This is a genomic window from Microbacterium sp. RG1, from assembly GCF_005347485.1.
Lineage (GTDB): Bacteria > Actinomycetota > Actinomycetes > Actinomycetales > Microbacteriaceae > Microbacterium > Microbacterium binotii_A.
Map to the genome: position 1 here is coordinate 1,643,591 of NZ_CP034121.1, position 23,951 is coordinate 1,667,541.

22 protein-coding genes are annotated in these 23,951 nt (G+C 70.4%); 9 read left to right on the forward strand and 13 right to left on the reverse strand.

Translation table 11 applies throughout. From position 1 onward, the window contains the following. Window positions 1-20: 20 nt before the first annotated feature. Window positions 21-1,004: a 23S rRNA (guanosine(2251)-2'-O)-methyltransferase RlmB gene (rlmB, locus tag EHF32_RS07935; protein WP_137417671.1), complete on the reverse strand. Its 984-nt coding sequence runs from the start codon at window positions 1,002-1,004 to the stop codon at window positions 21-23. Continuing rightward, window positions 997-2,400, reverse strand: a complete 1,404-nt coding sequence (gene cysS, locus EHF32_RS07940) for a cysteine--tRNA ligase (protein ID WP_137417672.1) — start codon at window positions 2,398-2,400, stop codon at window positions 997-999. Before cysS ends, rlmB begins: the two co-directional genes overlap by 8 nt. Before the next feature lie 63 nt (window positions 2,401-2,463). Here cysS and EHF32_RS07945 point away from each other — a divergent pair, with 63 nt between their 5' ends. Next, the gene (locus EHF32_RS07945; protein ID WP_137417673.1) at window positions 2,464-3,381 is read left to right on the forward strand and encodes a DMT family transporter; all 918 of its coding nucleotides are present in this window, start codon (window positions 2,464-2,466) and stop codon (window positions 3,379-3,381) included. 2 nt (window positions 3,382-3,383) lie between these two features. After that, window positions 3,384-3,842, forward strand: coding sequence for a GNAT family N-acetyltransferase (locus EHF32_RS07950; RefSeq protein WP_192900624.1), 459 nt, complete (start codon window positions 3,384-3,386; stop codon window positions 3,840-3,842). Between the two features lie 4 nt (window positions 3,843-3,846). On the opposite strand, the gene ispD is transcribed toward EHF32_RS07950, so the two are convergent. Together ispD and EHF32_RS07960 are read right to left on the reverse strand one after the other, a co-directional pair. Further along, on the reverse strand, window positions 3,847-5,046 hold the full coding sequence (gene ispD, locus EHF32_RS07955) for a 2-C-methyl-D-erythritol 4-phosphate cytidylyltransferase (protein WP_137417675.1): 1,200 nt from the start codon (window positions 5,044-5,046) through the stop codon (window positions 3,847-3,849). Between the two features lie 14 nt (window positions 5,047-5,060). Next, the gene (locus EHF32_RS07960; protein WP_137417676.1) at window positions 5,061-5,543 is read right to left on the reverse strand and encodes a CarD family transcriptional regulator; all 483 of its coding nucleotides are present in this window, start codon (window positions 5,541-5,543) and stop codon (window positions 5,061-5,063) included. Window positions 5,544-5,963: 420 nt separating this feature from the next. Between EHF32_RS07960 and EHF32_RS07965 the strand changes: the two genes are divergently transcribed. Further along, window positions 5,964-6,434: a DNA modification methylase gene (locus tag EHF32_RS07965; RefSeq protein WP_137417677.1), complete on the forward strand. Its 471-nt coding sequence runs from the start codon at window positions 5,964-5,966 to the stop codon at window positions 6,432-6,434. Between the two features lie 57 nt (window positions 6,435-6,491). On the opposite strand, the gene EHF32_RS07970 is transcribed toward EHF32_RS07965, so the two are convergent. Both EHF32_RS07970 and EHF32_RS07975 read right to left on the reverse strand, forming a co-directional pair. After that, the gene (locus EHF32_RS07970; RefSeq protein ID WP_137417678.1) at window positions 6,492-7,175 is read right to left on the reverse strand and encodes a response regulator transcription factor; all 684 of its coding nucleotides are present in this window, start codon (window positions 7,173-7,175) and stop codon (window positions 6,492-6,494) included. Then, complete coding sequence (locus tag EHF32_RS07975) at window positions 7,172-8,404, reverse strand: sensor histidine kinase (protein ID WP_137417679.1); 1,233 nt, start codon at window positions 8,402-8,404, stop codon at window positions 7,172-7,174. Before EHF32_RS07975 ends, EHF32_RS07970 begins: the two co-directional genes overlap by 4 nt. Window positions 8,405-8,572: 168 nt before the next feature. Here EHF32_RS07975 and phoU point away from each other — a divergent pair, with 168 nt between their 5' ends. Beyond that, the gene (phoU, locus tag EHF32_RS07980) at window positions 8,573-9,241 is read left to right on the forward strand and encodes a phosphate signaling complex protein PhoU (protein ID WP_137417680.1); all 669 of its coding nucleotides are present in this window, start codon (window positions 8,573-8,575) and stop codon (window positions 9,239-9,241) included. A gap of 63 nt (window positions 9,242-9,304) precedes the next feature. Here phoU and EHF32_RS07985 read toward each other — a convergent pair whose 3' ends face one another. After that, entirely contained in the window at window positions 9,305-10,051 is a 747-nt protein-coding gene (locus EHF32_RS07985; protein WP_137417681.1) for a phosphoglyceromutase, read from the reverse strand. Between the two features lie 40 nt (window positions 10,052-10,091). Here EHF32_RS07985 and EHF32_RS07990 point away from each other — a divergent pair, with 40 nt between their 5' ends. Then, window positions 10,092-10,907 (forward strand): class I SAM-dependent methyltransferase, encoded by an 816-nt coding sequence (locus tag EHF32_RS07990; RefSeq protein WP_137417682.1) that lies wholly within the window; start codon window positions 10,092-10,094, stop codon window positions 10,905-10,907. Window positions 10,908-10,918: 11 nt separating this feature from the next. Here EHF32_RS07990 and EHF32_RS07995 read toward each other — a convergent pair whose 3' ends face one another. From EHF32_RS07995 to EHF32_RS08010, 4 genes are all read right to left on the reverse strand, one after another. Further along, entirely contained in the window at window positions 10,919-12,037 is a 1,119-nt protein-coding gene (locus EHF32_RS07995; RefSeq protein WP_192900625.1) for an FUSC family protein, read from the reverse strand. Beyond that, window positions 12,034-13,122 carry a CAF17-like 4Fe-4S cluster assembly/insertion protein YgfZ gene (ygfZ, locus tag EHF32_RS08000; protein WP_137417683.1) on the reverse strand — a complete coding sequence of 363 codons (1,089 nt, stop codon included), beginning with the start codon at window positions 13,120-13,122 and terminating at the stop codon, window positions 12,034-12,036. The genes EHF32_RS07995 and ygfZ overlap by 4 nt, the downstream gene beginning before the upstream one ends. Continuing rightward, window positions 13,122-13,721 carry an FABP family protein gene (locus EHF32_RS08005; protein ID WP_137417684.1) on the reverse strand — a complete coding sequence of 200 codons (600 nt, stop codon included), beginning with the start codon at window positions 13,719-13,721 and terminating at the stop codon, window positions 13,122-13,124. The genes ygfZ and EHF32_RS08005 overlap by 1 nt, the downstream gene beginning before the upstream one ends. A gap of 161 nt (window positions 13,722-13,882) precedes the next feature. Further along, the gene (locus EHF32_RS08010) at window positions 13,883-14,179 is read right to left on the reverse strand and encodes a hypothetical protein (protein ID WP_137417685.1); all 297 of its coding nucleotides are present in this window, start codon (window positions 14,177-14,179) and stop codon (window positions 13,883-13,885) included. Window positions 14,180-14,296: 117 nt separating this feature from the next. Between EHF32_RS08010 and EHF32_RS08015 the strand changes: the two genes are divergently transcribed. Genes EHF32_RS08015 through EHF32_RS08030 form a run of 4 tightly spaced genes read left to right on the forward strand, consistent with a single transcriptional unit; the run spans window position 14,297 to window position 18,652 of the window. Continuing rightward, entirely contained in the window at window positions 14,297-14,992 is a 696-nt protein-coding gene (locus EHF32_RS08015) for a response regulator transcription factor (protein WP_137417686.1), read from the forward strand. A gap of 49 nt (window positions 14,993-15,041) precedes the next feature. Further along, complete coding sequence (locus EHF32_RS08020; RefSeq protein WP_137417687.1) at window positions 15,042-17,207, forward strand: RNA degradosome polyphosphate kinase; 2,166 nt, start codon at window positions 15,042-15,044, stop codon at window positions 17,205-17,207. Then, complete coding sequence (locus tag EHF32_RS08025; protein WP_137417688.1) at window positions 17,204-18,142, forward strand: NUDIX hydrolase; 939 nt, start codon at window positions 17,204-17,206, stop codon at window positions 18,140-18,142. Before EHF32_RS08020 ends, EHF32_RS08025 begins: the two co-directional genes overlap by 4 nt. A gap of 3 nt (window positions 18,143-18,145) precedes the next feature. Continuing rightward, the gene (locus tag EHF32_RS08030) at window positions 18,146-18,652 is read left to right on the forward strand and encodes a 4'-phosphopantetheinyl transferase family protein (protein ID WP_137417689.1); all 507 of its coding nucleotides are present in this window, start codon (window positions 18,146-18,148) and stop codon (window positions 18,650-18,652) included. On the opposite strand, the gene EHF32_RS08035 is transcribed toward EHF32_RS08030, so the two are convergent. Next, window positions 18,603-19,880: a M1 family metallopeptidase gene (locus tag EHF32_RS08035; protein ID WP_137417690.1), complete on the reverse strand. Its 1,278-nt coding sequence runs from the start codon at window positions 19,878-19,880 to the stop codon at window positions 18,603-18,605. The two genes, EHF32_RS08030 and EHF32_RS08035, sit on opposite strands and share 50 nt — an antisense overlap. Further along, the gene (locus tag EHF32_RS08040; protein WP_137417691.1) at window positions 19,877-23,809 is read right to left on the reverse strand and encodes a Pls/PosA family non-ribosomal peptide synthetase; all 3,933 of its coding nucleotides are present in this window, start codon (window positions 23,807-23,809) and stop codon (window positions 19,877-19,879) included. The genes EHF32_RS08035 and EHF32_RS08040 overlap by 4 nt, the downstream gene beginning before the upstream one ends. Window positions 23,810-23,951: the final 142 nt, after the last annotated feature.

Here is a 23,951-nt window from a genome sequence, read left to right on the forward strand (position 1 = left end):
CCTTCGGTCGGGGGTGGCTGTCAGGCCGACCGTAGCGTGGCGACCTGGTAGAGCGCGACGGATGCGGCGATCCCCGCGTTCAGGGACTCGGTCGCGGCGGAGATCGGGATCGACACGATCTGGTCGCATGTCTCGGTCACCAGGCGCGAGAGCCCCTTGCCCTCGGAGCCGACGACGATCACGACGGGACGGTCTGCCAGCTGCAGGGCCGGAAGCGCCACATCACCGCCGCCGTCGAGGCCGAGTACGAACACGCCCTGCTTCTTGAACTCCTTGAGCGTCGTCGTGAGGTTCGCCGCCATGGCGACGGGGAGGCGCGCTGCCGCTCCCGCGCTCGTCTTCCATGCGGCAGAGTTGACACCCGCGCTGCGACGCTGCGGAATGATCAGGCCCTGACCGCCGAACGCGGCCGTGGAGCGGATGATGGCACCCAGGTTGCGGGGGTCCGTCACACCGTCGAGTGCCACGATCAACGGCAGCTCGTCGCGGTCGATGATCTGCTCGAGCAGGTCCTGAGGGTGCGCGTACTCATACGGAGGCACCTTCAGCGCGACACCCTGGTGCACGCCGTCGAAGCCGGCCATGCGGTCCAGCTCCTGGCGCGTGACCTCCAGCACGGGGATCTCACGATGCGTCGCGATCGAGAGCATCTCCTTGACGCGGTCGTCCATCTCGACGCGCTGCGCGATGTAGAACGCGGTCGCCGGGATGCGGGCGCGCAACGCTTCCAGCACCGAGTTGCGGCCGGTGACCGTCTCCGTGTCGTCGTTCTGCTTCGAGCGCGGTGTGCGGTTCTGGCCTGCGATGCGCGGGGCGGCCTTGCCCCCGGCCGCGACGAAGCGCTCCTGCGCGGCCTTGCGCTTACCCGCGGGGTGCCAGGCGCGGTCCTCCGCCTTCGGTGTCGGGCCGCGGCCCTCGAGCGAACGGCGGTTCTTGCCGCCGGTGCCCTTCGTGGGGCCCTTCTTCTTGCCGCGTCCGGCTGACGGGTTTCCCGGCTTAGCCACGTTTCACACTCCAATGGGTCCCCTCGGGACCGTCTTCGAGGACGATGCCGGCGGCCGCGATCGCATCGCGCACCCGGTCGGCGCTCGCCCAGTCCTTGTCTGCTCGCGCCTGGGCGCGTTGGTCGATCATGACGCGCACGAGCGCGTCCAGGGCTCCCGCTTCGGGACCCGCCGCGCTCTTGCGCCACCGCTCGTCGAGCGGGTTGATGCCGAGGATGTCGGTCATGGCGATGACCTCGGCCGCGCGGCGACGCGCGTTCTCCGAGTCTCCCTCATCCAGTGCCGCGTTTCCTGCACGCACCGTCTCATGAAGGACGCCGAGAGCCTGCGGGACGCCGAGGTCGTCATCCAGCGCCGCGGCGAACGCTTCGGGAACCACCGCCGTCTCCGCCCCCGCACCCACGCGCTCGGCGCGTTCGAGGAAGGTGCGGACGCGATCGAGCGCCGCCTCCGCCTCGTCGAAGGCCTTGCCGGAGACATCGAGGCTCGAGCGGTAGTGCGCGGCGGCGAGCGCATAGCGAACGACGAGCGGGTCGCGCTCGGTGAGCACGTCAGCGGCGAGGGTGAAGTTGCCGAGCGACTTCGACATCTTCTGGCCGTCGACGGTGACGAGACCGTTGTGCACCCAGTACTGGGCGAACGCATCGCCCGCTGCCGTGGACTGCGCGAGCTCGTTCTCGTGATGCGGGAAGCGCAGGTCGAGACCGCCGCCGTGGATGTCGAAACGAGGACCGAGGTACCGGCGCGACATCGCCGAGCATTCGATGTGCCAGCCCGGGCGTCCCTCTCCCCACGGCGACGCCCACCGCGCATCCGCCGGCTCGCCGTCCTTGGCGCCCTTCCACAGCGCGAAGTCGTGCGGGTCGCGCTTGCCGCGAGGGTCCGCATCCGCCGCCGCTTCCATCGCGTCGACATCCTGGTGCGTGAGCGCGCCGTAGGCGGGCCATGACCGCACGTCGAAGTACACGTCGCCGGATCCGTCAGGCGCCGGATACGCGTGGCCGCGCTCGATGAGCAGCGCGATCAGCTCGATCATCTGCGGGATGGATGCGGTGGCTCGCGGTTCGTACGTCGGCGCGAGGATGCCGACCGCGGCATAGGCCTGACTGAAGGCGAGCTCCATACGGTAGGCGAGCGCCCACCACGGCTCCGCGGGCGTCGCGTTCGCGAGCACCTTGTCGTCGATGTCGGTGACGTTGCGCACGAACGTCACGCGGCCGAACCGATGCGCGAGCCAGCGGCGCAGCAGATCGAAGCTCAGCGCAGCTCGCACGTGACCGATGTGCGGGCCGGACTGCACGGTGGGCCCGCAGACGTACATCGTGACGTTGCCGTCCTCCAGGGGCGCGAAATCGCGCAGCGCCTGCGCCTGGGTGTCGTAGAGCCGGACCGTCACTCCACCAGCCTACCGGCGGGGCCGTGTCACCACCCCGACACATGACGGCGGTAGAAAGGGAGGATGCTGCCCGTGTTCGCCGTCCTCGCTGCGGCTGTGCTGTTCGGCACGACGGGCACCTCGCAGGCGTTGGGTCCCGACGGAACGACGCCCCTGAGCGTCGGCGCGGTGCGTCTGCTGATCGGCGGCACCGCGCTGGCGGTGATCGGCTTCGCCCTCGCCCGCCGGCACCGACGCGCGACGGGCGTCACGTCTCCCCCGCTGACCGCGCGCGCTTTCGTCCTCATGGCGCTGACCGGCGTCTGCCTCGCGGCGTATCAGCCGCTGTTCTTCCTGGGCACGGCGCGCGGCGGCGTCGCCGTGGGCACCGTCATCGCGCTCGGATCCGCGCCGGTGATGGCGGGGCTCATCGAATGGGCGATCACACGACGCCTCCCCCGACCGACGTGGCTCGTGGCGACGGCGCTCGCCACGACCGGGGTCGCACTACTGGCGTTCGCCGGCGGCGGCTCCGGTTCGGCGGACCCCCTCGGCGTGCTCGGGTCGCTGGGTGCCGGTGCGGCGTTCGCCGTCTTCGCGAACGCGCAGCGCCGGCTGATGTCGACCGGGTGGGATCCGTTCACCGTCGCCGGCGCGATGGGCGCCGGTTCCGCGATCAGTTCCCTGTTCATGCTCCCGTTCGCCTCGTTCGGCTGGCTCGCCGAGCCCAGCGGCGTCGCCGTCGCGCTCTGGCTGGGGCTCGCGACGATCGCGGTCGCGTACACGCTGTTCACCTGGGGCCTGCAGCGCCTCACCGCGGCGACCGCCGCGACGCTGACGCTCGCCGAACCCATCACCGCCACCCTGCTCGGGCTCGTCGTGCTCGGAGAGCATCTCGGCACCGCATCCGTCATCGGCATCGCGGTACTCACCGTCGGTCTCGTGGTGCTGGCCTGGGGCTCGCGCCGGCGAGATCCCGAACCTTTCCCCCTCGAAGGATGACCATGCTCGACTACCGCATCGACGATCCGACCCGCGGCGCAGCGCACGATCTCGTGACCTCGCACCTCGCCGCCATGCACGCCGGCACGCCCGCCGAGAGCGTGCACGCACTGGACGCCACCGGGCTGAGCGACCCCGACGTCACCTTCTGGTCTGCGTGGTCCGACGGTGAGCTCGCGGGCATCGGCGCTCTCAAGCGGTGGGGCGGCGACCGCGGCGAGCTGAAGTCGATGCGGGTCGCCGACGCCTTCCGCGGAACGGGCGTCGGGCGTGGCATCCTTCGCCACATCCTCGGCGAAGCGGCAGCGATGGGACTGACGAGCGTGTGGCTCGAGACCGGCAGCACACCGGAGTTCGTGCCCGCGGTGCGCCTCTACGAGAGCGAGGGCTTCGTCCGCTGCGAGCCGTTCGCGAACTACCGCGACGATCCGCTGTCGCTCTACTTCACGCGCGCGATCTGATCGGTCACTGCGCGGGCAGCAGCATCGCGACGGCGACCGCGAAGACGCCCTCGCCACGCCCCTCGAAACCGAGGCCGTCGGTCGTCGTGGCCGACACGGATACGGGAGCGCCCAGCGCTTCGCTCAACGCAGCCTCCGCTTCGCGACGCCGAGGGGCGAACCGCGGACGCGTGGTCTGCACCTGCACCGACACGTTGCCGATCACCCACCCCGCCTCGCCGACCAGGGCGCGGGTGCGAGCAAGGAACGCGTCGGCGTGCGCGTCCGCGTACTCGGGGCGGTCGACCCCGAAGTGCGTGCCGATGTCGCCGAGACCCGCCGCCGCCAGCACGGCGTCGACGACGGCGTGAGCGACCGCATCCCCGTCCGAATGCCCGGACAGGGCCGGTTCGCCCGGCCAGTGCAGTCCCGCGAGCCACAGCTCCCCGTCTCCGGCGAACGCGTGGACGTCCGTGCCGACGCCCACGCGCGGCGCGGGTGCCGGCTGCTGCAGATGAACCGGGTGCTCGATGGCCGGCGTCAGAAGTGCGCGTGCGCGCTCGAGGTCGGCGGGATGCGTGATCTTGAAGCCGAGCGCGTCGCCCGCGACGGCCGCGATACGGTGACCCGCTGCGGCGACGAGCGCGGCATCATCCGTGAACTCGGCGTCGGCGACGGCGTAGGCCGCACTCAGGACGTCGCGTCGGAATCCCTGCGGGGTCTGCGCCGCCCCCAGCTCGGAGCGATCGACCACGCCGATGATCTCGTCGCCGTCGACACGCTTGATCGTGTCGACCACGGGGAGAACGGGAACAGCACCCCACCCGGTCCGTTCGACGGCCTCCACGATCCGGGTAAAGACCTCGGGGGGTGTCAGCGCGCGGGCCGCATCGTGCACGAGCACGATCTCGATGTCGCCCCAGAGGGCTGCCAGGCCCGCGGCGACCGACTTCTGACGGGTGCTGCCGCCGGCGACGACGCTCACCCGTTCACGGGCATCCCCCGCGGCGGCGAGCGCTTCCGTCAGGGCTTCTCCCGTGCGCTCCGCGGGAGCGACGACGACCACCTGGGCGTCGAGTCCGCTGCGGAAGACGCCGTCGAGGGCGTGCCGCAGCATCGTGTGCGCGTCGATCCCGACGAATGCCTTGGGAACTTCTTCACCGAGACGGGTACCGGACCCGCCGGCGACGACCACGACCGCGATGCGCGGCACGGGCTGAGGCACGAAGGCGCCTTTCGTCAGCTGGCGAGAACCTCTTCGAGCAGGACGCTGGCCTTCTCCTCGTCCGTCTTCTCGGCGAGGGCGAGCTCGGAGACGAGGATCTGCTTGGCCTTGGCGAGCATGCGCTTCTCCCCCGCGGACAGACCACGGTCCTGATCGCGGCGCCACAGGTCGCGGACGACCTCGCTGACCTTGATCACATCGCCCGAAGCGAGCTTCTCGAGGTTCGCCTTGTAGCGGCGCGACCAGTTGGTCGGCTCCTCGGTGAAGGGAGCACGCAGGACCTCGAAGACGCGCTCGAGGCCGTCCTTGCCGATCACGTCGCGCACACCCACGAGGTCGACGTTGTCCGCCGGAACCTCGATGACCAGATCGCCTTGGGTGACGTTGAGCTTCAAGTACTTCTTGGTCTCGCCCTTGATGACGCGTTCCTTGACCTCGATGATGGTCGCGGCACCGTGGTGCGGATAGACGACCGTTTCGCCAACCTCAAAAAGCATGGAGTTATGTCCTTTCGGCAACGACCAGGATACCACAGGGCCGAATGCGCTAGGGTTCGCGCCCTCACACCCCACCCCTGATCCCCGCGTACACGCGAACGCGCGCACACGGAGACGTGCGTTCCCGGAGCCCCCGCCGCTCACTCCATCCCCCGAGTTGCGTCGCATGTGCGCAGTTGCCACACCTTTGCGCAGATGCGCCTGACATCGCCTGTCGCGGATGCGGAGAAGTGTCGCGCCATCGGATGCGGGATCCAGTTCACCCGCTCTTCGCGCGGGCGGGTGCGTCTCGCGCCCGTCGCGGGCGGGTGCGTCTCGCGACGCGCGCGGAGGAACAGCGGCCCGCGAGGGGCGCGGAACGGGATGGGCGGGCCGGACCCCGTAGAATGCTGGGGAAGCCGTCTGCAACCGGGAGGAACCGTGAAAACGCGCCTGATCGCGTCCGTCGTCGTGGCGGCTGCTGTCGCACTGGGAACGAGCGGCTGCGCCATGCTCTCGCCGCAGAGCACGACGATCCAGTACTCCCCCGCCGACGGACTCAACGTGCCGGCTTCGAGCGGACCGCTCGCCGTGCGCAACGCGCTCATCGTCGCCAACGACGAGGGCACCGAGGGCAACTTCGTCGCCGCGATCGTCAACGAGAGCGACTCCTCGCAGGTGCTGAACCTCGAGGTCGGCGAGAACGCCGTCAAGCTGACCGTGCGCGTCCCCGCCGGCGACACGGTGAGCCTCGGCACCGAGGACACCGATCCGCTGCTGATCGAGGACCTCGACGCCCACCCCGGCTCGACCGTTCCGATCTTCTTCCAGTCCGGCGACGGCGAAGGCGCCCGCGTGGAAATCCCCGTCCTCAACGGCGACCTCGACTACCTGACGCCGCTCGTGCCCTGAGCGCAGCGCACACGAAAGGGCGGGACACCTCCGGGTGCCCCGCCCTTCGTCGTCGCCTCAGGCCTCGAACCGGTAGCCCAGTCCGCGGACGGTCACCAGCATGACCGGATCGCTCGGGTTCTGCTCGATGCGCGAGCGGATGCGCTTGATGTGCACGTCGAGGGTCTTCGTGTCACCGAAGTAGTCGGTGCCCCAGACACGGTCGATGAGCTGCCCCCGGGTCAGCACGCGACCGGCGTTGCGCATCAGTACCTCGAGGAGCTCGAACTCCTTGAGCGGCATGTTGATCTCGTCGCCGCCCACGGTCACGGTGTGGCGGTCGATGTCCAGTGTCACCCGTCCGCCTTGGAGGACGCGCTCGTCGAGGTCGGCCTCCACCTGGGCGAAGCGGCGCAGCACCGCCCGCATCCGCGCCAGGAGTTCGCGTGCCGAGTACGGCTTGGTGACGTAGTCATCGGCGCCGAGCTCCAGTCCCACGACGATGTCGACCTCGCTGTCCTTGGCGGTCAGCATGATGATCGGCACGGACGAGACCGTGCGGATCTGACGGCATACCTCGGTGCCGGGCATGCCGGGCAGCATGAGATCGAGCAGCACGATATCGGCGCCGCGTTCGCGGAACGCGGAGAGCGCGACGGCGCCGTCTTCGGCGATCTCGACCTCGAACCCCTCCCTGCGAAGCAGGTAGGCGAGCGGGTCGGCGAGGTCGGGCTCGTCCTCGACGATCAGGACGCGGGTCATTCGGTGACTCCGTTCGGGTTCGGTGCCGCGGCTGTGGACGCGGCGGGGGTCTTCTTGGTCTTCTTGGGGCGGCGCCGGCCGCGGGGCGTCACGGCCTCGAGGTCGTCGGGAGGCATCGCGATCGGAAGCTGGATGGTGAACGTCGAGCCGCGTCCGACGCGCGACCACACGCGCACCTCGCCGCCGTGCCGCTGAACCGCGTGCTTCACGATCGACAGCCCCAACCCCGTGCCACCGGTGCGGCGGGAGCGTGCCTGGTCCGATCGGAAGAAGCGCTCGAACACGCGTTGCTGATCGGCCTCGGAGATGCCGATGCCCCGATCGGTGACCGCGATCTCCACGGCGTTGTGCACCTGCTTCACACCGATGCCGACGCTCGAACCGCCGGGAGAGTATGCGATCGCGTTGGCCACCAGGTTGCCGAGCGCTTCGGTGAGGATCTGCGTGTCGCCGCGCACGTACAAACCTCGTGTGCCGCCGCGAACGACCGTGACCCCGGAGGAGCCGGCGGCCAGCGCGTGGGCCTCGATCGCGGCGGTCACGACGGAGTCCACCGACACGTCGCCGACCTCGGCGAGTTCGTCCGCGGACTGCAGCCGGGAGAGGTTCATGACACGAGAGGTCAACGAAGCCAGCCGCTGCGCCTCGGCGCTCAGGCGGCCGGCGAAGATACGCACCTGCGCGGGATCGTCCGCCGCCGACTCGATCGCCTCCGCGAGCAGACTCACCGCCCCCACGGGCGTCTTCAGCTCGTGGGAGGTGTTCGCAACGAAGTCACGGCGCATCTGCTCGACCCGCTCGCGCTCGGTGATGTCGCGGATGACGATGAGGACGAGCTTCGGCGAGATGGTCGTCGCGCGGGCCGAGACGAGGCGGGGTTCCGCGGGAGAGGAGGAGCGGCGCAGCGTCAGGCTCGCCGTGCTGATCCCTCCCGCGCGCACCGCGCGAGCGAGGTCACGGATGCGTTCGTCGGGCACGACCTCGTCGACGTGGATCCCGAAGGCCTCTGCGGATGCGGATGCGGCACGCACCGTTCCCGAACCGTCCACCACCAGCGCGCTGTCGTCCATCGCGGCGAGGACGTCCGGAACGCCCTCCGGTACGGCCGTCGAGTTGCGCGCCTCGACGCGGGCCCGCGCGCGCATCGCGCCGATGATCAGGAGGGTGATCGACGCCCCGAGGACGACGCCCATGACCAGGGCCAGCAGCGCGAGCTGCGACGAGTTCATGGCTCCAGCGTAAATGGATGCTGAACCCGCACCCCGTCTCGGGCGCCTCCCGGGGCCCTGCCGCGGGTAACATTCACTCCCGCGGCACCGTTCGTTAACCTTCGACGGCGAGAATCGCCCGGGCCCGTCCCGTGCCGCCCACGACCACCCCAGGAAGGTGCCTGTTTCATGCGCGAGGTTTTCCAGCAGTCCCTCGATGAGGTCCGTGTCCGGCTCGTCGAGATCTCCGAGCTCGTCACCGAGGCCATCGAGAAGGCGACGAGGGCGTTCGGCACGAGCGACGTCGCGCTCGCCGAAGAGGTCATCGACAACGACTCGGTGATCGACGACAAGGCGATCGAGCTCGACGAGCTGGCCATCGACATCCTGGCGCGTCAGCAGCCCGTCGCGAGCGACCTGCGCACGGTCGTCTCGGCGCTGCGCATCAGTGCGTCACTCGAGCGCATGGGCGACATCGCCGAGCACATCGCGCAGCTGACCCGCATGCGTTTCCCCGACCGCGCCATCCCGAAGGGCCTGAAGGGGACCTTCACCAAGATGGGCGAGATCGACGTCGACGTGGCGCGCAAGCTCACCGAGCTGCTGCGCACGCGCGACCTGGATCTGGCCGAGCAGCTGCGCAACGAGGACGACAAGCTGGACGAGCTGCACGTCAGCGTCTTCGAGAAGGTGCTCAGCGAGTCCTGGCAGGGCGAGGCGGCCGCGACGGTCGACGCGACGCTGGCGAGCCGTTACCACGAGCGTTTCGGCGACCACGCGGTCTCGGTCGCGAAGAAGATCGTCTACCTGGCGACGGGCGACTGGGCCCCCCAGCCCGAGGCCGAACCGCAGATCTGACACGGCTCACAGACGGGAAGGGCCCGGATGCATCATGCATCCGGGCCCTTTTCCTATCTCGGCTTACTTGCCCTGGTTGGCGACGGCGGCAGCGCCCGCCGCGGCTGCTTCGGGGTCGAGGTACTCGCCCTTGCCCAGCGCCTGCAGGTTCTCGTCGAGGCGGTACACCAGCGGGATTCCGGTCGGGATGTTGAGCTCGGCGATGTCGTCGTCGCTGATTCCCTCGAGGTGCTTCACGAGGCCGCGGAGCGAGTTGCCGTGGGCGGCGACGAGCACCGTCTTGCCGGCGGTGAGGTCGGGGACGATGGACTCGCTCCAGTACGGCAGGAGTCGGTCGATCACGAGCTTGAGCGACTCGGTGCGCGGCACCTCGCCGTCGATCCCGACGTAGCGCGGGTCGTTCACCTGGCTGAACTCGGATGCGTCATCGAGCGGCGGCGGCGGAACGTCGAACGAACGACGCCACAGCATGAACTGCTCCTGGCCGAACTCGGCGAGGGTCTCGGCCTTGTCCTTGCCCTGCAGCGCGCCGTAGTGGCGCTCGTTGAGCCGCCAGGTGCGCTTGACGGGGATCCACAGGCGGTCGGCGGCGTCGAGCGCGAGGTTGGCGGTCTGGATCGCACGGCTCAGCAGCGACGTGTGGACGACATCGGGCAGCAGGCCTGCCTCGGCGAGCAGCTCGCCGCCACGGGCGGCCTCGGCCTTGCCCTGGTCGGTCAGGCGCACGTCGACCCATCCGGTGAAGAGGTTGAGCTCGTTCCACTGGCTTTGGCCGTGGCGCAGCAGGATCAGGGTGTGAGGGGTGGTCATGAGCCCATGATATCGACCGCGACGCTGGCATCATGGGGCCATGAGTCCTAAGCCTTCGGGTCGCATCACCCGGGGCACGACGGGCACGAACCGTCTCCGCCGCGTGGACAGGTGGATCGCCCGCCACCGCTCGCTCCGGACCGCGGAGCCGGAACCGCTCGTGGTGGATCTCGGCTTCGGCGCGAGCGGCGTCACAGCGCTGGAGCTCGAGGCTCGGCTGCACCGCATCCGTCCGGATGTCCGCGTCTACGGGCTCGAGATCGATCCCGCACGCGTGGCACGCGCTCGCGCGCAGCTCGAGGCCGTGCGCGAGGGGGCGACGATCTTCCGTCACGACGCGCGGGTCTCGTTCGCCCGCGGCGGCTTCGAGATCCCGCTTCCGGACCGGCCGCGCATCATCCGTGCGTTCAACGTGCTCCGTCAGTACGACGAGAACGAGGTTCCGGCGGCGTGGGAGCGCATGACGTCGCGCTTGGATGCGGGCGGGATCCTCGTCGAGGGCACCTGCGATGAGCTCGGGCGCATCAGCACTTGGGTCGAGATCGGGCCCGACGCCCTCCCGCGCACGCTGACGATCTCGCTGCGGCTGGCCGGCCTGGAGCTTCCCTCGATCGCGGCGGAGCGTCTGCCGAAGGCGCTGATCCACCGCAATGTGCCGGGTGAGGGCGTGCACGAGCTGCTGCGCGCGCTGGATGCGGAGTGGACGCGCGCGGCTCCCCTGGCGACGTTCTCCCCCGCGCAGCGGTGGCAGGCGGCGCTCGCTGCGCTCGTGGCAGGCGGGTGGCCGCTGCGGCAGCGTGCGCGGTGGCGTCTGGGCGAGCTGACAGTGCCGTGGGAGCGGGTGGCGCCCCGCTGAGAGACGGCGTCTCAGATGCGGGGCATGGCGGCTCGCGCCTCATCTTCGCCGAGGCCGGTCGCCACGAGCAGATCGACCGCGAACGGCCGCAAGGCGGAGATGACGCTGTGCTCGCCCGCCGAGGCGCCCGGCGCGAGCTGTGCCGGATCCAGATGGCGCGCGACGGCGCGCGCGGCCTCGCGCGCAGGGATCTGCTGTGCGATGTCGTCGAGCGACTCCCCCACGAGGGCCAGGGCCCGCGCCAGCGATCTCAGCAGGTCAGCGGGGATGGGGCGGGGGACGCCGTCGTCGATGAGGTAACCGGATCGACGCGCCACGACGCGGAGGTTTCGCACCGCGAGATCCGTCGCCGTCATGACGCGGCGGTATCGGTCGAGCTCCGCCCGACGCCGCCGCAGGAACGGGGAGATGCGCGCGACCGCGACCGCCGAGTCGAGCGACTCCTGCCAGGCCCGCACGAGCGGATCGAGCGCCCGCGCCTTCTCCAATGCACGCTCCGCACGTGAGCGGTCCCCGTCCTCGAGCGCACGGATGAGGGTCGCGGTCGCGTCATCGATCGCGGCGAAGAGGGTCCTCGCGTCGCGCAGCACCTCCGCGCGGGGATTCCGGGGCACGAGGGCTGTCACCAGAAGTGCCGCGACGCCGCCGACCGCGCCGTCCGCCAGCCGGCTCCACGACGCCTCCGTCGGCGCCATCGGGAACAGCAGGACGATGAGGCCCTGGATCGCCGCGGCGATGGCGAAGCCGGGCTGCGGCGACAGCGCTCTGGCGACGAACACGACGACGGCGAGGGTGATGCCCAGCTGCCACCAACCGGGGCCCACCAGGCGCAAGAGGATCTCGGAGATGACGATGCCCAGCAGCATCCCGCCCACCGTCTCGGCCACACGCCGCGGCCGCGCGTCGCGCACCAGGCCGAGGCTCGACACCGCCACCGTGCCGGCGAGCACGGGGGCCGAGTGACCGAGCACGAAGAGCGAGAAGACGTAGGCACCCATCGCCGCCACCGTCAGCTGGGCGATCGCGGGCAGATCCGTGACGGCTCGGGACACAGCGGGTCGCGGATCGAAGCGCTCTCGCAGCCGCGTCGACACGCTCGTGGTGTCGGCGCCGCCCGGGGGCACGGTCACCGCCGGCGTGAGAGTCGGGGCAAGCGCGGCACGCCGGCGCTGGCGCCCGCATCCGGCGGCACGACGGTGGTGACGGATGCGGCGACGTCGCCGTCCGCGGTGCGCACCACGACGTCGGTGTCGGTGTCAGCCGTGCGCTTGATCACGGCCAGAGCGATCGGCCCGTCCTCGTAGTGACGGCCGGCCGAGGTGATGCGGCCGATCTCGACGTCGCCGACGGCGACCACATCGCCGCGCGCGGGCAGGGATTCGGCGCTGCCGTCGAGGTGCAGGCTGACCAGACGGCGCGGCGGGTGACCGAGGTTGTGCACCTTCGCCACCGTCTCCTGCCCCCGGTAGCAGCCCTTGTCGAGATGCACGGCGGTGCGCAGCCAGTCGAGCTCGTGCGGGATCGTCCGCTCGTCGACCTCGTCGGCGAAGCGGGGACGCCAGGCGGCGACGCGCAGCGCCTCGACCGCGAGTTCGCCGGCGAAGCCGATCTCGCCGGATGCGGCCAGCTGCGCCAGCCGCGAGGCCTCGGCGGCATCCACGAGTGCCTCGTTCCAGCTGCGCTGCGCTCCGGGGTGCTCCTCGACGGGACCGTACGCGGCGCCGCCGACGGCGACCGCCGGCCACGGGTCCCGCCAGACGAGCGGCGTCTCGCCGATGGTGAGGGGGCGGATGAGGGCGAGCCCCGCGTCCGTCGCACCCACGACCGCGACCTCGGTCGAAGCGTCGCGGACCTCGACCCGCAGTCGGAAGCGCATGCGGCCCAGCCAGGTCGCAAGGGCGGGCGCGTCACCCGCGTCCGCGATGAGCCAGGTCGTCTCGCCGTCGTCCAGCACGGCCGCGGCGTGCTCGACGCGTCCCTGCGGATCGAGCACCAGGAGCTCGGTCGACACCCCGGGCTCCAGCCGCGCGAGCGCCTGGGTCGTGATCGAATCGAGCCAGCTCAACCGATCGACACCCGTGACGGCGATGACGCCGCGACCCGCGCGCGGAGCGACGGCCGTGCCGCGCACCAGCGCACGCTGTTCGCGCATGGGGTCGCCGACGTGCAGCAGCACATCGCCGTCGGTGATCGCGCCGGCGGGCGAAGCGATCATCAGTCCACCTTCGCCAGGCGGGCGGATGCGTGGGAGCCGAGCTCGGATCCGAGGGCGGCGATGTCCCAGGCCCAGAGCAGATGTCCGTCGACCAGGCCGTACAGCCGGGTCGCGGCCGTGTAGGCCTTGGTTCCAGGCGCGGCGATGACCGCGTCGGTCGCGATGTCGATGCGCGGACCGCGGATCTGACCGAGGTAAAGCTCGCTGACGCCGTCGGCGTGCACGATGTTCGCGGCGATCTCGAAGCCGCCCTCGGCGGTGCGCAGCGCCTCGACGTCATCGGCCGTCCGCGCCGGCTCGTCGGAGACGGCAGGAAGCAGGCCCGGACCGGGGTCTCCGGGCCCCTGCGGTCGCACGATGCGCCAGAAACCGACCTCGGAGACGAGCAGACGCCGTGATTCGCCCTCTCCGACCCAGGCGGTGGCGGAGTAGTTGACGGCGTCCCCGCCGTCATGGCTGAAGCTCACGCGGTGCGTGAACTCACCCGAGAAGTGGTGATCGCCTGCCTCGTAATCAATCACGCCGGTCCCCTCCCAGACTCCGAGGAGCCACGAGAGAGGTGCGAGGTCGGCGGGCAGATCGGTGGGGAGCTCGATCATCGCCCGCTCCGTCAGCGCTGGCCGCGGTAGAGGTTCCAGACCACGGCGCCCGAGACGAAGGCGATGGCGAGGGAGGCGAGCACGAGCAGGCCCACGAAGAACATTTCGAGCGCGACCAGGTCCATGCGCCCCATGGTAGCCCGTCCGCGAGGACGATGGGCTCAGCGCGAACTGGCGATGAGCGCGGAGAGCGCGACGGCCACGCTGATCACTCCGAGCACGAGCAGGGCCCCGAGGCTGCTCAGCGCAACGCGTTGGATGAAGCGCTGCACGCGCCCGTATGCCAGCTGGATGACGAAGGCGAGGATGACGGATGCGGCGAGCGCCAACGTCATCCACGTCGCGTGCCACGGCGACGGGACGAACAGCGCGACCGCGACACCCGCGACGGCCGCGAACACCCAGACCGCCACGATGCCGCCGAAGGGCCGACGTGGCGCCAGTTCCGGTGTCGTCATACGATCATTCTCACGCATGGGAGCGCGCGCTGCACGTCGTGCGTCACCGGTGAGATCTGCGTGCCTCGCGGCTGCGCATAAGATGAGCACGACGCGGACCCCGCCCGGAGGGTGACTTTGGCACAGCTTCTCGTTCTGAGTTCCGCCGGTAGCGCGCCTGCGCTCCCGGCGCTGGAGCTGTTGAGCCATCGTGTCCGCCAGATCCCCGCCGAGCCCGCGCAGCTGGTGAACGCGCCGAACGCCGACGTCGTCTTCGTCGATGCGCGTCACGATCTGGTGGGCGCCAAGTCGCTGTGCAAGATCCTGACGACCACGGGGCTCGATGCGCCGCTCGTGCTCATCGTCACCGAGGGCGGACTGACCGCGGTGTCCACCGACTGGGGCGTCGACGACGTGATCCTCGTCGGAGCGGGCCCTGCCGAGGTCGACGCCCGCATCCGACTCGCCGTCGGGCGCATGTCGAAGGAGCAGGTCTCGACCCGCATCCAGACCTCCGGCATCACGATCGACGAATCCTCGTACTCCGCCAAGGTGCACGGCAAGCCGCTGGATCTGACCTACAAGGAGTTCCAGCTGCTGCACTTCTTCGCGACGCACCCGTCGCGGGTGTTCACGCGGGAGCAGCTGCTCAGCGAGGTCTGGGGCTACGACTACTTCGGCGGCACGCGCACGGTCGACGTGCACGTACGACGCCTTCGCGCCAAGCTCGGCGACCTCGAGCAGCTCATCGGCACCGTGCGCAACGTCGGTTACCGCTTCAACGTGTACGAAGAGGATCAGATCCCGGCTGCCGGGGAGCGCGCCGGATCCTGACCCTCGCGGAGTTCACACTCGTGTCACCTCTGGCTGCAAGGATGTGGGAATGATCTCCGACGTGATGCTCGATGCGGGCCTGGGCGATGCCGACGACGACGACTTCGACGTCACCGACGGCGGTGACACGGAGCTGCCCGAGGCGCGGTATCTCGATCGCGAGCTGAGCTGGCTGGCGTTCAACCAGCGCGTGCTGGAGCTCGCGGAGGACCCGGCCGTGCCGACGCTCGAGCGAGCGAACTTCCTCGCCATCTTCGGCAGCAACCTCGACGAGTTCTTCATGGTCCGCGTCGCGGGACTCAAGCGCCGCATCATCACGGGCCTCGCGGTGCCGACGAACGTCGGCCGTGCGGCGCAAGACGTCCTCGCCGACATCTCCGGCGAAGCCCATGCCCTTCAGCTGCGTCACGCCGAGGCCTGGCAGCAGCTCGTGCGCCCCGCCCTGGCAAGCTCCGGCATCGAGGTGATCGGCTGGGGCGACCTCGACGACGACGACCGCGCGCGCCTGTCCGACTACTTCCAGTCGCAGGTGTTCCCGGTGCTCATGCCGCTCGCGGTCGATCCCGCCCACCCCTTCCCCTACATCTCCGGCCTGTCGCTGAACCTGGCCATCCGCATCCGCAACGCGAAGACAGGCCGACAGGAGTTCGCGCGCCTGAAGGTGCCGCCCATGCTGCCGCGGTTCGTCGAGGTCTCACGCGACGGTGAGCGCGTGCGCTACCTCGCGCTCGAAGACCTGATCGCCAACCACCTCTCGGACCTGTTCCCGGGTATGGAGATCCTCGACCACCACGCCTTCCGCCTCACCCGCAACGAAGACATGGTGATCGAAGAGGACGAGACCGAGAATCTCATCCAGGCGCTCGAGGCTGAGCTCATGCGCCGCCGTTTCGGACCGCCGATCCGCCTCGAGATCACCGACGACATGGACGAGCTCACCCTCGACCTGCTCATCAAAGAGCTCGACATCACCGAGCAGGAGGTCTATCGCCTCCCCGGCCCGCTGGATCTGCGGGGACTCTTCGACCTGTCGCGCATCGACCGTCCCGACCTGCACTACCCGCCGCACGTTCCCACGACGGCGCTGGCGTTCCAGCCGGGCGACAACAACGAGCGTGCCGACATCTTCGCCGCCATCCGCAAGGGCGATGTGCTCGTGCACCACCCGTACGAGTCCTTCGCCACCAGCGTCCAGGCGTTCCTCGAGCAGGCGGCGAAAGACCCGCACGTGCTCGCCATCAAGCAGACGCTGTATCGCACCTCGGGCGACAGCCCCATCGTGCAGGCACTGATCGACGCCGCTGAGGCGGGCAAGCAGGTGCTGGCCCTCGTCGAGGTCAAGGCGCGCTTCGACGAGGCGAACAACATCGTCTGGGCCCGCAAGCTCGAGAAGGCCGGGGTGCACGTGGTCTACGGCCTCGTCGGGCTGAAGACGCACTGCAAGCTGGCCCTCGTGATCCGCGAGGAGAACGGCGTGCTGCGCAGCTACTGCCACGTCGGAACCGGTAACTACAACCCGAAGACCAGCCGCATCTACGAGGACTTCGGCCTGTTCACCGCGAGCGACGAGGTCGGCCGCGACCTCACCCGTCTGTTCAACGAGCTGAGCGGGTACGCGATCGAGAAGAAGTTCAAGCGTCTGCTCGTCGCTCCGCTGCACCTGCGCAAGGGTCTCGTCCGTCTCATCGAACGCGAGCGCAAGCACGCCCTCGACGGCAAGAGCTCCGGCATCCGCATCAAGGTCAACTCGATGGTGGACGAGCAGATCATCGACGCGCTCTACCGGGCGAGCCGCGCCGGAGTGCCGGTCGAGGTCTGGGTGCGCGGCATCTGCAGCATCCGACCCGGCGTCGAAGGGCTGAGCGAGAACATCACGGTGCGCTCGATCCTCGGCCGCTACCTCGAGCACTCGCGGATCTTCGCGTTCGACAACGACGGCGACCCCGAGACGTTCATCGGCTCGGCAGACATGATGCACCGCAACCTCGACCGCCGCGTCGAGGCGCTCGTGCGCATCACCGCGCCCGCCCAGATCGCCGAGCTGGGCGATCTGTTCTCGCTCGCGATGAGCGACAACACGAGCTCCTGGTGGCTCTCGGGCGACGGCACATGGACGCGGCATTCGAGCGACGCCGACGGCAAGGCCCTCGTCGATCTGCAGGACAAGACGATGTTCCAGGTGCAGCGTCGTCGGCGTTCGAGGGCGGTGCGATGACGCACACCGCCGTCTATGCCGCGGGCGGAATCGTCTGGCGCCGGGTCGAGGACAAGCTGAAGATCCTCCTCATCCACCGCACCCGGTACCGCGACGTCACCCTTCCGAAGGGGAAGGTCGACCCGGGCGAGGCGCTGGTGGAGACCGCGGTACGCGAGATCTTCGAGGAGACCGGGATCGCCGTCTCGCTCGGGCTCCCGGTCGGGGTCTCCCGCTACACGCTCCCGAGCCGGCGCGAGAAGATCGTGCACTATTGGTCGGCGGAGGCCACCGATGCCGCCATCCGCGCGTCCGCGTTCGTGCCGAACAAGGAGATCGCCGCCATCGAATGGGTGAGTCCGCGCAAGGCGCTCACCTACCTCAGCTACCCCGTCGACGTGGAGATCGTCGAGAACTTCCTGCGGTTCGTCGACGACGGCGTGCTGGAGACCTTCCCGATCATCGTGCTGCGCCACGCGAAGGCCACGCCGCGCGACGAGTGGTCGGGCTCCGATGCCTCCCGTCCCCTCACCGCGCGCGGGCGTAAGCAGGCGGAGGCGATCGTCGGACCGCTGAGCACGTTCGGCGTCCGTCGGATCGTGTCGTCGGATGCGGTGCGATGCACCGAGACGGTGGCTCCGCTGGCTGCCGCCCTCGGAAGGTCGGTCAAGACGAGCGAGCTCATCAGCCAGGACGCCTGGGAGGAGGGGCGCTCCGACGCCCGCACGGTCGTCGGCAAGCGGGTGCGCTCGCGCAAGCCGGCCGTGGTGTGCAGCCACGGGCCGGTTCTGCCGGACATCCTGCACGAACTGGCTCTCGCGACCGGCACCCTGCGCGGATCGTATCTCGGCAGCGCGTCCGCGCTGGAGGTCGGCGGATTCTCGGTGGTGCACCTGTCACGCACGAACCCCGGTTCCGGCATCGCCGCGATCGAGACGCACCTGCCGAAGGTCTGACACGTGCCGCACCCGATCCGCGTGGTCTGGACGACACGCGACGGCGCCGAACGGCGAACGGCTGCCGCCCGGCTCGTCCGCGACGCCACAGGACGCACACTCCGGCACGGACCATGCTCCAGGTGCGGCGGTGATCACGGTCGGCCCCGCCTCGAGGGAGGCGGCTCCGTCTCCCTCGCCTACGCGGGCGATCTCGTGGTCGCGGCGCTGGCAGAGGACGGCGACATCGGCGTCGACGTCGAGCGAGGTGCCGCATCCTCACCGGCGCGGCTCGATCGGCTCGCTCCCGGCGCAACCCTGCGGGACTGGACGAGGTTCGAGGCCGCGACCAAAGCCATCGGGGGCGACCTCCGCGACGGCGCCCACCTGCCTGTCGTCACCGCAGGAGAGATCTGGGCGGCGGCCGTCTCCGGCCGCGCGGTGCACGGCCGTGAGATCGACGCCCCCGCCGGCTTCGTGATCAGCGTCGCGCGAGCCGCGGCAGCGGAGCCCGATCGATCCACGAGCTGAGCACCTCCGCCGAGGCGCCGTCGAGCAGGCCGCGGAAGTCGTCGGTGACGACCAGCCCGTGCCGGTGGGCTGCGGTCCAGGCGCGCAGCAGATCGAAGAAGGCCGCATCACCCAGGTGCAGCCGCAGGGCATGCAGGGCGAGGGCGCCGCGCTTGTAGACCCGGTCGTCGAACAGCAGGGCCGCGCCCGGATCGGCGATCACCAGATCCTGCGGCTCATCCGCGAGCCGGTGCAGATGGGTACGCGCGCAGGCGTCGGCATCCGGTCCGCCCGATGCCTCCGACCACAGCCATTCGGCGTAGCAGGCGAAGCCCTCGTTGAGCCAGATATCCTGCCAGCGCGCGATTCCGACGCTGTTTCCGAACCACTGATGCGCGAGCTCGTGCGCCACGAGTCGCTCACTCGCCTCATCCAGATGATTCGCGCCGAACACCGCCATACCCTGCGACTCGAGCGGGATCTCGAGATCGTCGGCGGTCACGACGACGCGGTACTGGCTCTGCGGATACGGCCCGAACCGCTCGGCGAACGCCGCGATCATCAGCGGAAGGTCGGCGAACGCCGCGGCGGCCGGCGCCCGCAGTGCTGTCGGCGCCCACAGCTCGACTGGCACCGGGGCGTCGATCACGGTGCGCCCGTAGCGACCGATCTGCACCGCCGCCAGATACGTCGCGGTGGGCACGTCGCAGACGTACTCCGTGATCCGACGGCGCCCCTGCACCTGATCGAGGATGCGAGTCCCCACCGCGACGGCGGTGTACTCGCGGTCGGTGGCGATCCTCATCCGCATCCGGGCGCGGTCGTCGGGACGGTCGTTGCAGGGGAACCAGGTCGACGCCCCCGTCGGCTGATTCGCCACGAGGGCTCCGTCGGTCAGCTCCTCCCAGCCGATCGTGCCCCACGGCGAACGGCGCGGCGCGGGCGAGCCTTCGTAGCGCACCTCGATCGTGAAGGCCTCCCCCGCCGCGACGTCACGACCGAATCCGATCTGCAGATGCTGCGAGCTCTGGCGCTGCACCGCCGGGCTCGCGCCGTCGACACGAACCCGGGTGACGCGCATCCCGATGAGATCCAGACTCACGCCGCGCAGGTCGGTGGACGCGGTCGCCACGATCGTGGCGGTTCCGCTCAGGCGGTTGGTGCGAACGCGGTAGTCGAGGTCGAGATCGTAGGAGACGACGTCGTAGGTGACGTCGCCGCTGCGGGGGGCGTAGGCGTCGCCGGTCACGAGGTGGACTGGTACGCGCGCACCTTGACCGCACGCCACGGGCCGATGGGATTGCCACTCCAGCGGGTGCCGACCGGAACCGCCTCGCCGCGCATCACGAGGGATGCGGGACCGACGGTCGCGTCGGCACCGATGACGGCCGCGGGCAGGATCACGCTGTGCGGACCCAGCGTCGCGCCGGGCTCGAGCTCTACGGTGTCCATGCTCATGATTCGATCATGGAACAGGTGGGTCTGCACGACGCATCCCCGGTTGACCGTCGCTCCGTCGCCGAGCGTGACCAGATCCGGTTCGGGGAGCCAGTAGGAGTCGCACCAGACACCGGTGCCGATGCGCGCCCCCATCGCCCGCAGCCACACTGCAAGGGCCGGTGTGCCGACGGCGGCACGTGCGAACCACATCGCCGCCACCATCTCGGTGAACGTGTCGACGACTTCCGTCCGCCAGACGAAGCTGGACCAGAGGGGCTGCTCGCCGGCACGGATGGGGCCGACGATCGTCCACTTCGCGACCACGGTGACCGCTGCCGCGACGGCCCCCGCCGCCAGCATCACGATCCCCGACAGGAGGAGCGCCCCCAGCCAGCCGAGCCAGACAGTGAGTCCCGCGAGCGCGAACAGCACCGACAGCCCGATGGCGCAGGTCACGACCACGGGGACGAAGCGGCACAGCTCCCAAAGCGCCCGCGCGAGGCGCAGACCGGCCGTCGGACGGTAGGTGCGCGACTCATCCGCTTCGGTGACGGCGCGGCGCAGCCGCACCGCGGGCGAGCCCAGCCACGACGACCCCGGCTTCGCCTTGCGCGGCGCCGACGACAGCACCGCCACCAGCCCGTCACGGGGCACGCGGTGCCCGGGCGCCGCCATGCCGGAGTTGCCGAGGAAGGCGCGCTTGCCGATGCGGACGGTGCCCAGCCGCATCCACCCGGCGTGCAGCTCGTAGGAGGCGACCATCGTGTCGTCGGCGAGGAAGGCGCCGTCCTCGATCCGGGCGAGCGACGGCAGCAGCAGCACCGTCGACGCCTCGACGTCGCGCCCCACGCGGGCACCCAGCATCCGGAGCCAGACGGGAGTGAACAAGCTCGAGTAGAGCGGGAAGAGGATGGTGCGCGACGCGTCCAGAAGGCGCTCGATCGTCCATGCCTGCCACGCGACTCGGCTGCGTACGGGATACGTGCCCTCCACGAGTCCGATCGAGAGCAGGCGCACCGCGACCACCACGACGCCGGCGAGCACGAGACCGCACACCAGCACAGCCGGCACGAGCCACGACGCAGCCGCACCGAATGCGGCGGACAACGACGGGGCACCCTGCACTCCGGCGGCCAGCACGACCGCGCCGCAGAGGATCGCGAACACCGGGAGCACGGCAAGCGCCAGCGCCGACGCGCCGTACGCCCACATCCAGCGGTGCGGAGTGGGGGGCCGCTCAGTGGGCCAGTCCTCCGCGACCGCGCCCACGCGGACCGCAGGCGACCCCGCCCAGGCCTGCGCCGCCCGCACCCGCCCGAAGACGGCGGAGCCGGGGGCGATCTCCGCGCGCTGCCCGATGCGTGTGCCCGGAGCGAGGGTGCTGCGCGCGCCGATGGTCGCCGCGGCGCCGATGCGGATGGCGCCCACGCGCAGGAGGTCGCCGTCGATCCAGTAGCCGCGCAGATCCACCTCGGGCTCGATCGACGCACCGTCGCCCACCTCGAGCATCCCGGTGACGGGAGGCAGCGTGTGCAGATCGACGTCGCGGCCGATCCGGGCTCCCAGCGCCCGTGCGTAGTACGTGATCCAGGGGGCCCCGGCGAGACCGACCGCATCCACCTGGTCGGCGATCTGCTCCGCCAGCCACACCCGCAGATGCACCGCTCCCCCGCGCGGATAGTCCCCCGGTCGCAGCCCCGCGAGCAGGACACGCGCGGATGCGGCGGCGAGCGCCATCCGCCCGAACGGCGTCGCGAACAGGAGCCACCCGACCACGAGCAGCCACACCGGCGCCGTCGGAAGGGCACCGAAGCCGGGGAAGAGGTGGAGGACGGTGCCCGCGGTGAGGATGTAGAGCAGCCACCGCACGCCGGACAGGATGAACAACGGGGCACCCGCGAGCGTCTGCAGCCACTGCGTCGCGCGCGGCGTCGGTTCGGGGCGTCGGTACTCACCGCCCTCCGCGTCGGGCAGGAACGGTCCGAGCGCCTTCGCCATCGCCGACAGACGGGACATGTCGTAGATGTCGGCGACGGCGAACTCCGGGACGCGCGCACGGATGCGGGACACGAGCTGCGCGGCGGCCAGTGAGCCGCCGCCGAGGTCGAAAAAGTCCGCCTTCCGCCCGGGGACGGCAACACCCAGTACCGCTTGCCACTGCTCCGCCAGCCACGCCTCGGCCGGATCGAGTCCCGACGGCGGCGCCTCCACGCCCGGCAGCGGCCACGGCAACCCGGCCCGGTCGACCTTGCCCGACGTCCGGACAGGCAGCTCGTCGACAACGGCGAGCAGCGGGACGATCGCCGCCGGGAGGCTCGCAGCCAGGCGGGCCCTCGCCTCGGAACGGTCGAGTTCGGCCCCCGGCTCGAGAACGAGATAACCCACCAGGACGGCCACTCCCGCCTCGCTGTGCCGCACCGCCGCCGCGGCGGCGTGCACGCCCGGGAGCTCCTGCAGCGCGGACTCGACCTCGCCGAGTTCGATCCGCCGGCCCCCGACCTTCACCTGGTCGTCGGCCCGCCCCTGGAACACCAGGCCCGCGCTCTCGAAGCGGACCAGGTCACCCGAGCGGTAGGCGCGCTCCCACCCCAGGGAGGGCATGGGCGCGTACTTCTCCGCATCCTTCGCCGGATCGAGGTAGCGCGCCAGGCCGACGCCGCCGATGATCAGCTCGCCGACCTCGCCCTCGCCCACACGCGCACCGTCGGCATCCACGACGGCGAGCATCCAGCCGTCCAGCGGCAGTCCGATCCGCACCGGGGCCGAGCCGTCCATGAGCGAGCCGCAGGCCACCACGGTCGCCTCAGTGGGCCCGTAGGTGTTCCACACCTCGCGACCCTCGGACTGCAGGCGCGCGGCGAGTTCGGGCGGGCACGCCTCCCCACCGAAGATGAGCAGCCGCACATTCTCGATGGCCTCCGCCGGCCACATCGCCGCCAGCGTCGGCACCGTCGAGACCGCGGTGATGCCCTGACGGATCAACCACGGTGCGAGATCCTCCCCCGAACGCACGAGCGAGCGAGGAGCCGGGACGAGGCAGGCGCCGTGGCGCCAGGCCAACCACATCTCCTCGCAGGACGCGTCGAAGGCGACCGAGAGGCCGGCCAGCACCCGATCACCCGGTCCGAGGGGCGCATCCTGGAGGAACATGCGCGCCTCGGCATCCACGAAGGCCGCCGCCGACCGGTGACTCACCGCCACCCCCTTCGGTACCCCCGTGGAGCCGGAGGTGAAGATGATCCAGGCGTCGTCCTCCTCCGTCACGACCGGAACCGCGTCGAACGCGCGCGTCGACGGATGCGGGGCGTCTCCGTCATTCAGCTCGACCGCAGTCGTCGACCGCTCCGACGCGACGTACACACCGCCGGCCCCGATGACCCCGGCCACGCGCGCCTCCCCGAACACGAGGCGCGCACGCTCGTCGGGATCGTCCGCATCCACGGGGACGTACGCCGCTCCGGCGACGAGCACCCCGAGGATGGCGACGTACAGATCCTTCGATCCCGAAGGCATACGCACCCCGACCCGGTCGCCGCGGCGCACACCCGCGGCGATCAGGCGTGCAGCGGTGCGACTGACGTGGGCCATCAGCTCTGCGTAGCTCAGGGCACCCGAGCCGTCGTCGACCGCCGACGCCTCGGGATGGCGCCTGGCACTCTCACGCAGGATGTCCACCAGGGTGCGAGGCGACGGCGCCTCGGCGGATCGGTCCAGAACGGCCTGCGAATCGGAGAGCATGCGCCGAAAGTAGGGAGCGCGGGTGAACGGATGGTGTCGCCACGCGCTCATGCCACCGCATCCGCCTCGCTTCGTTCACCTTCCGTTCACCCGCACAGCGGACGCTGGTAAACGCGCCTGCTTAGCGTCTTCGGCGAGCCCT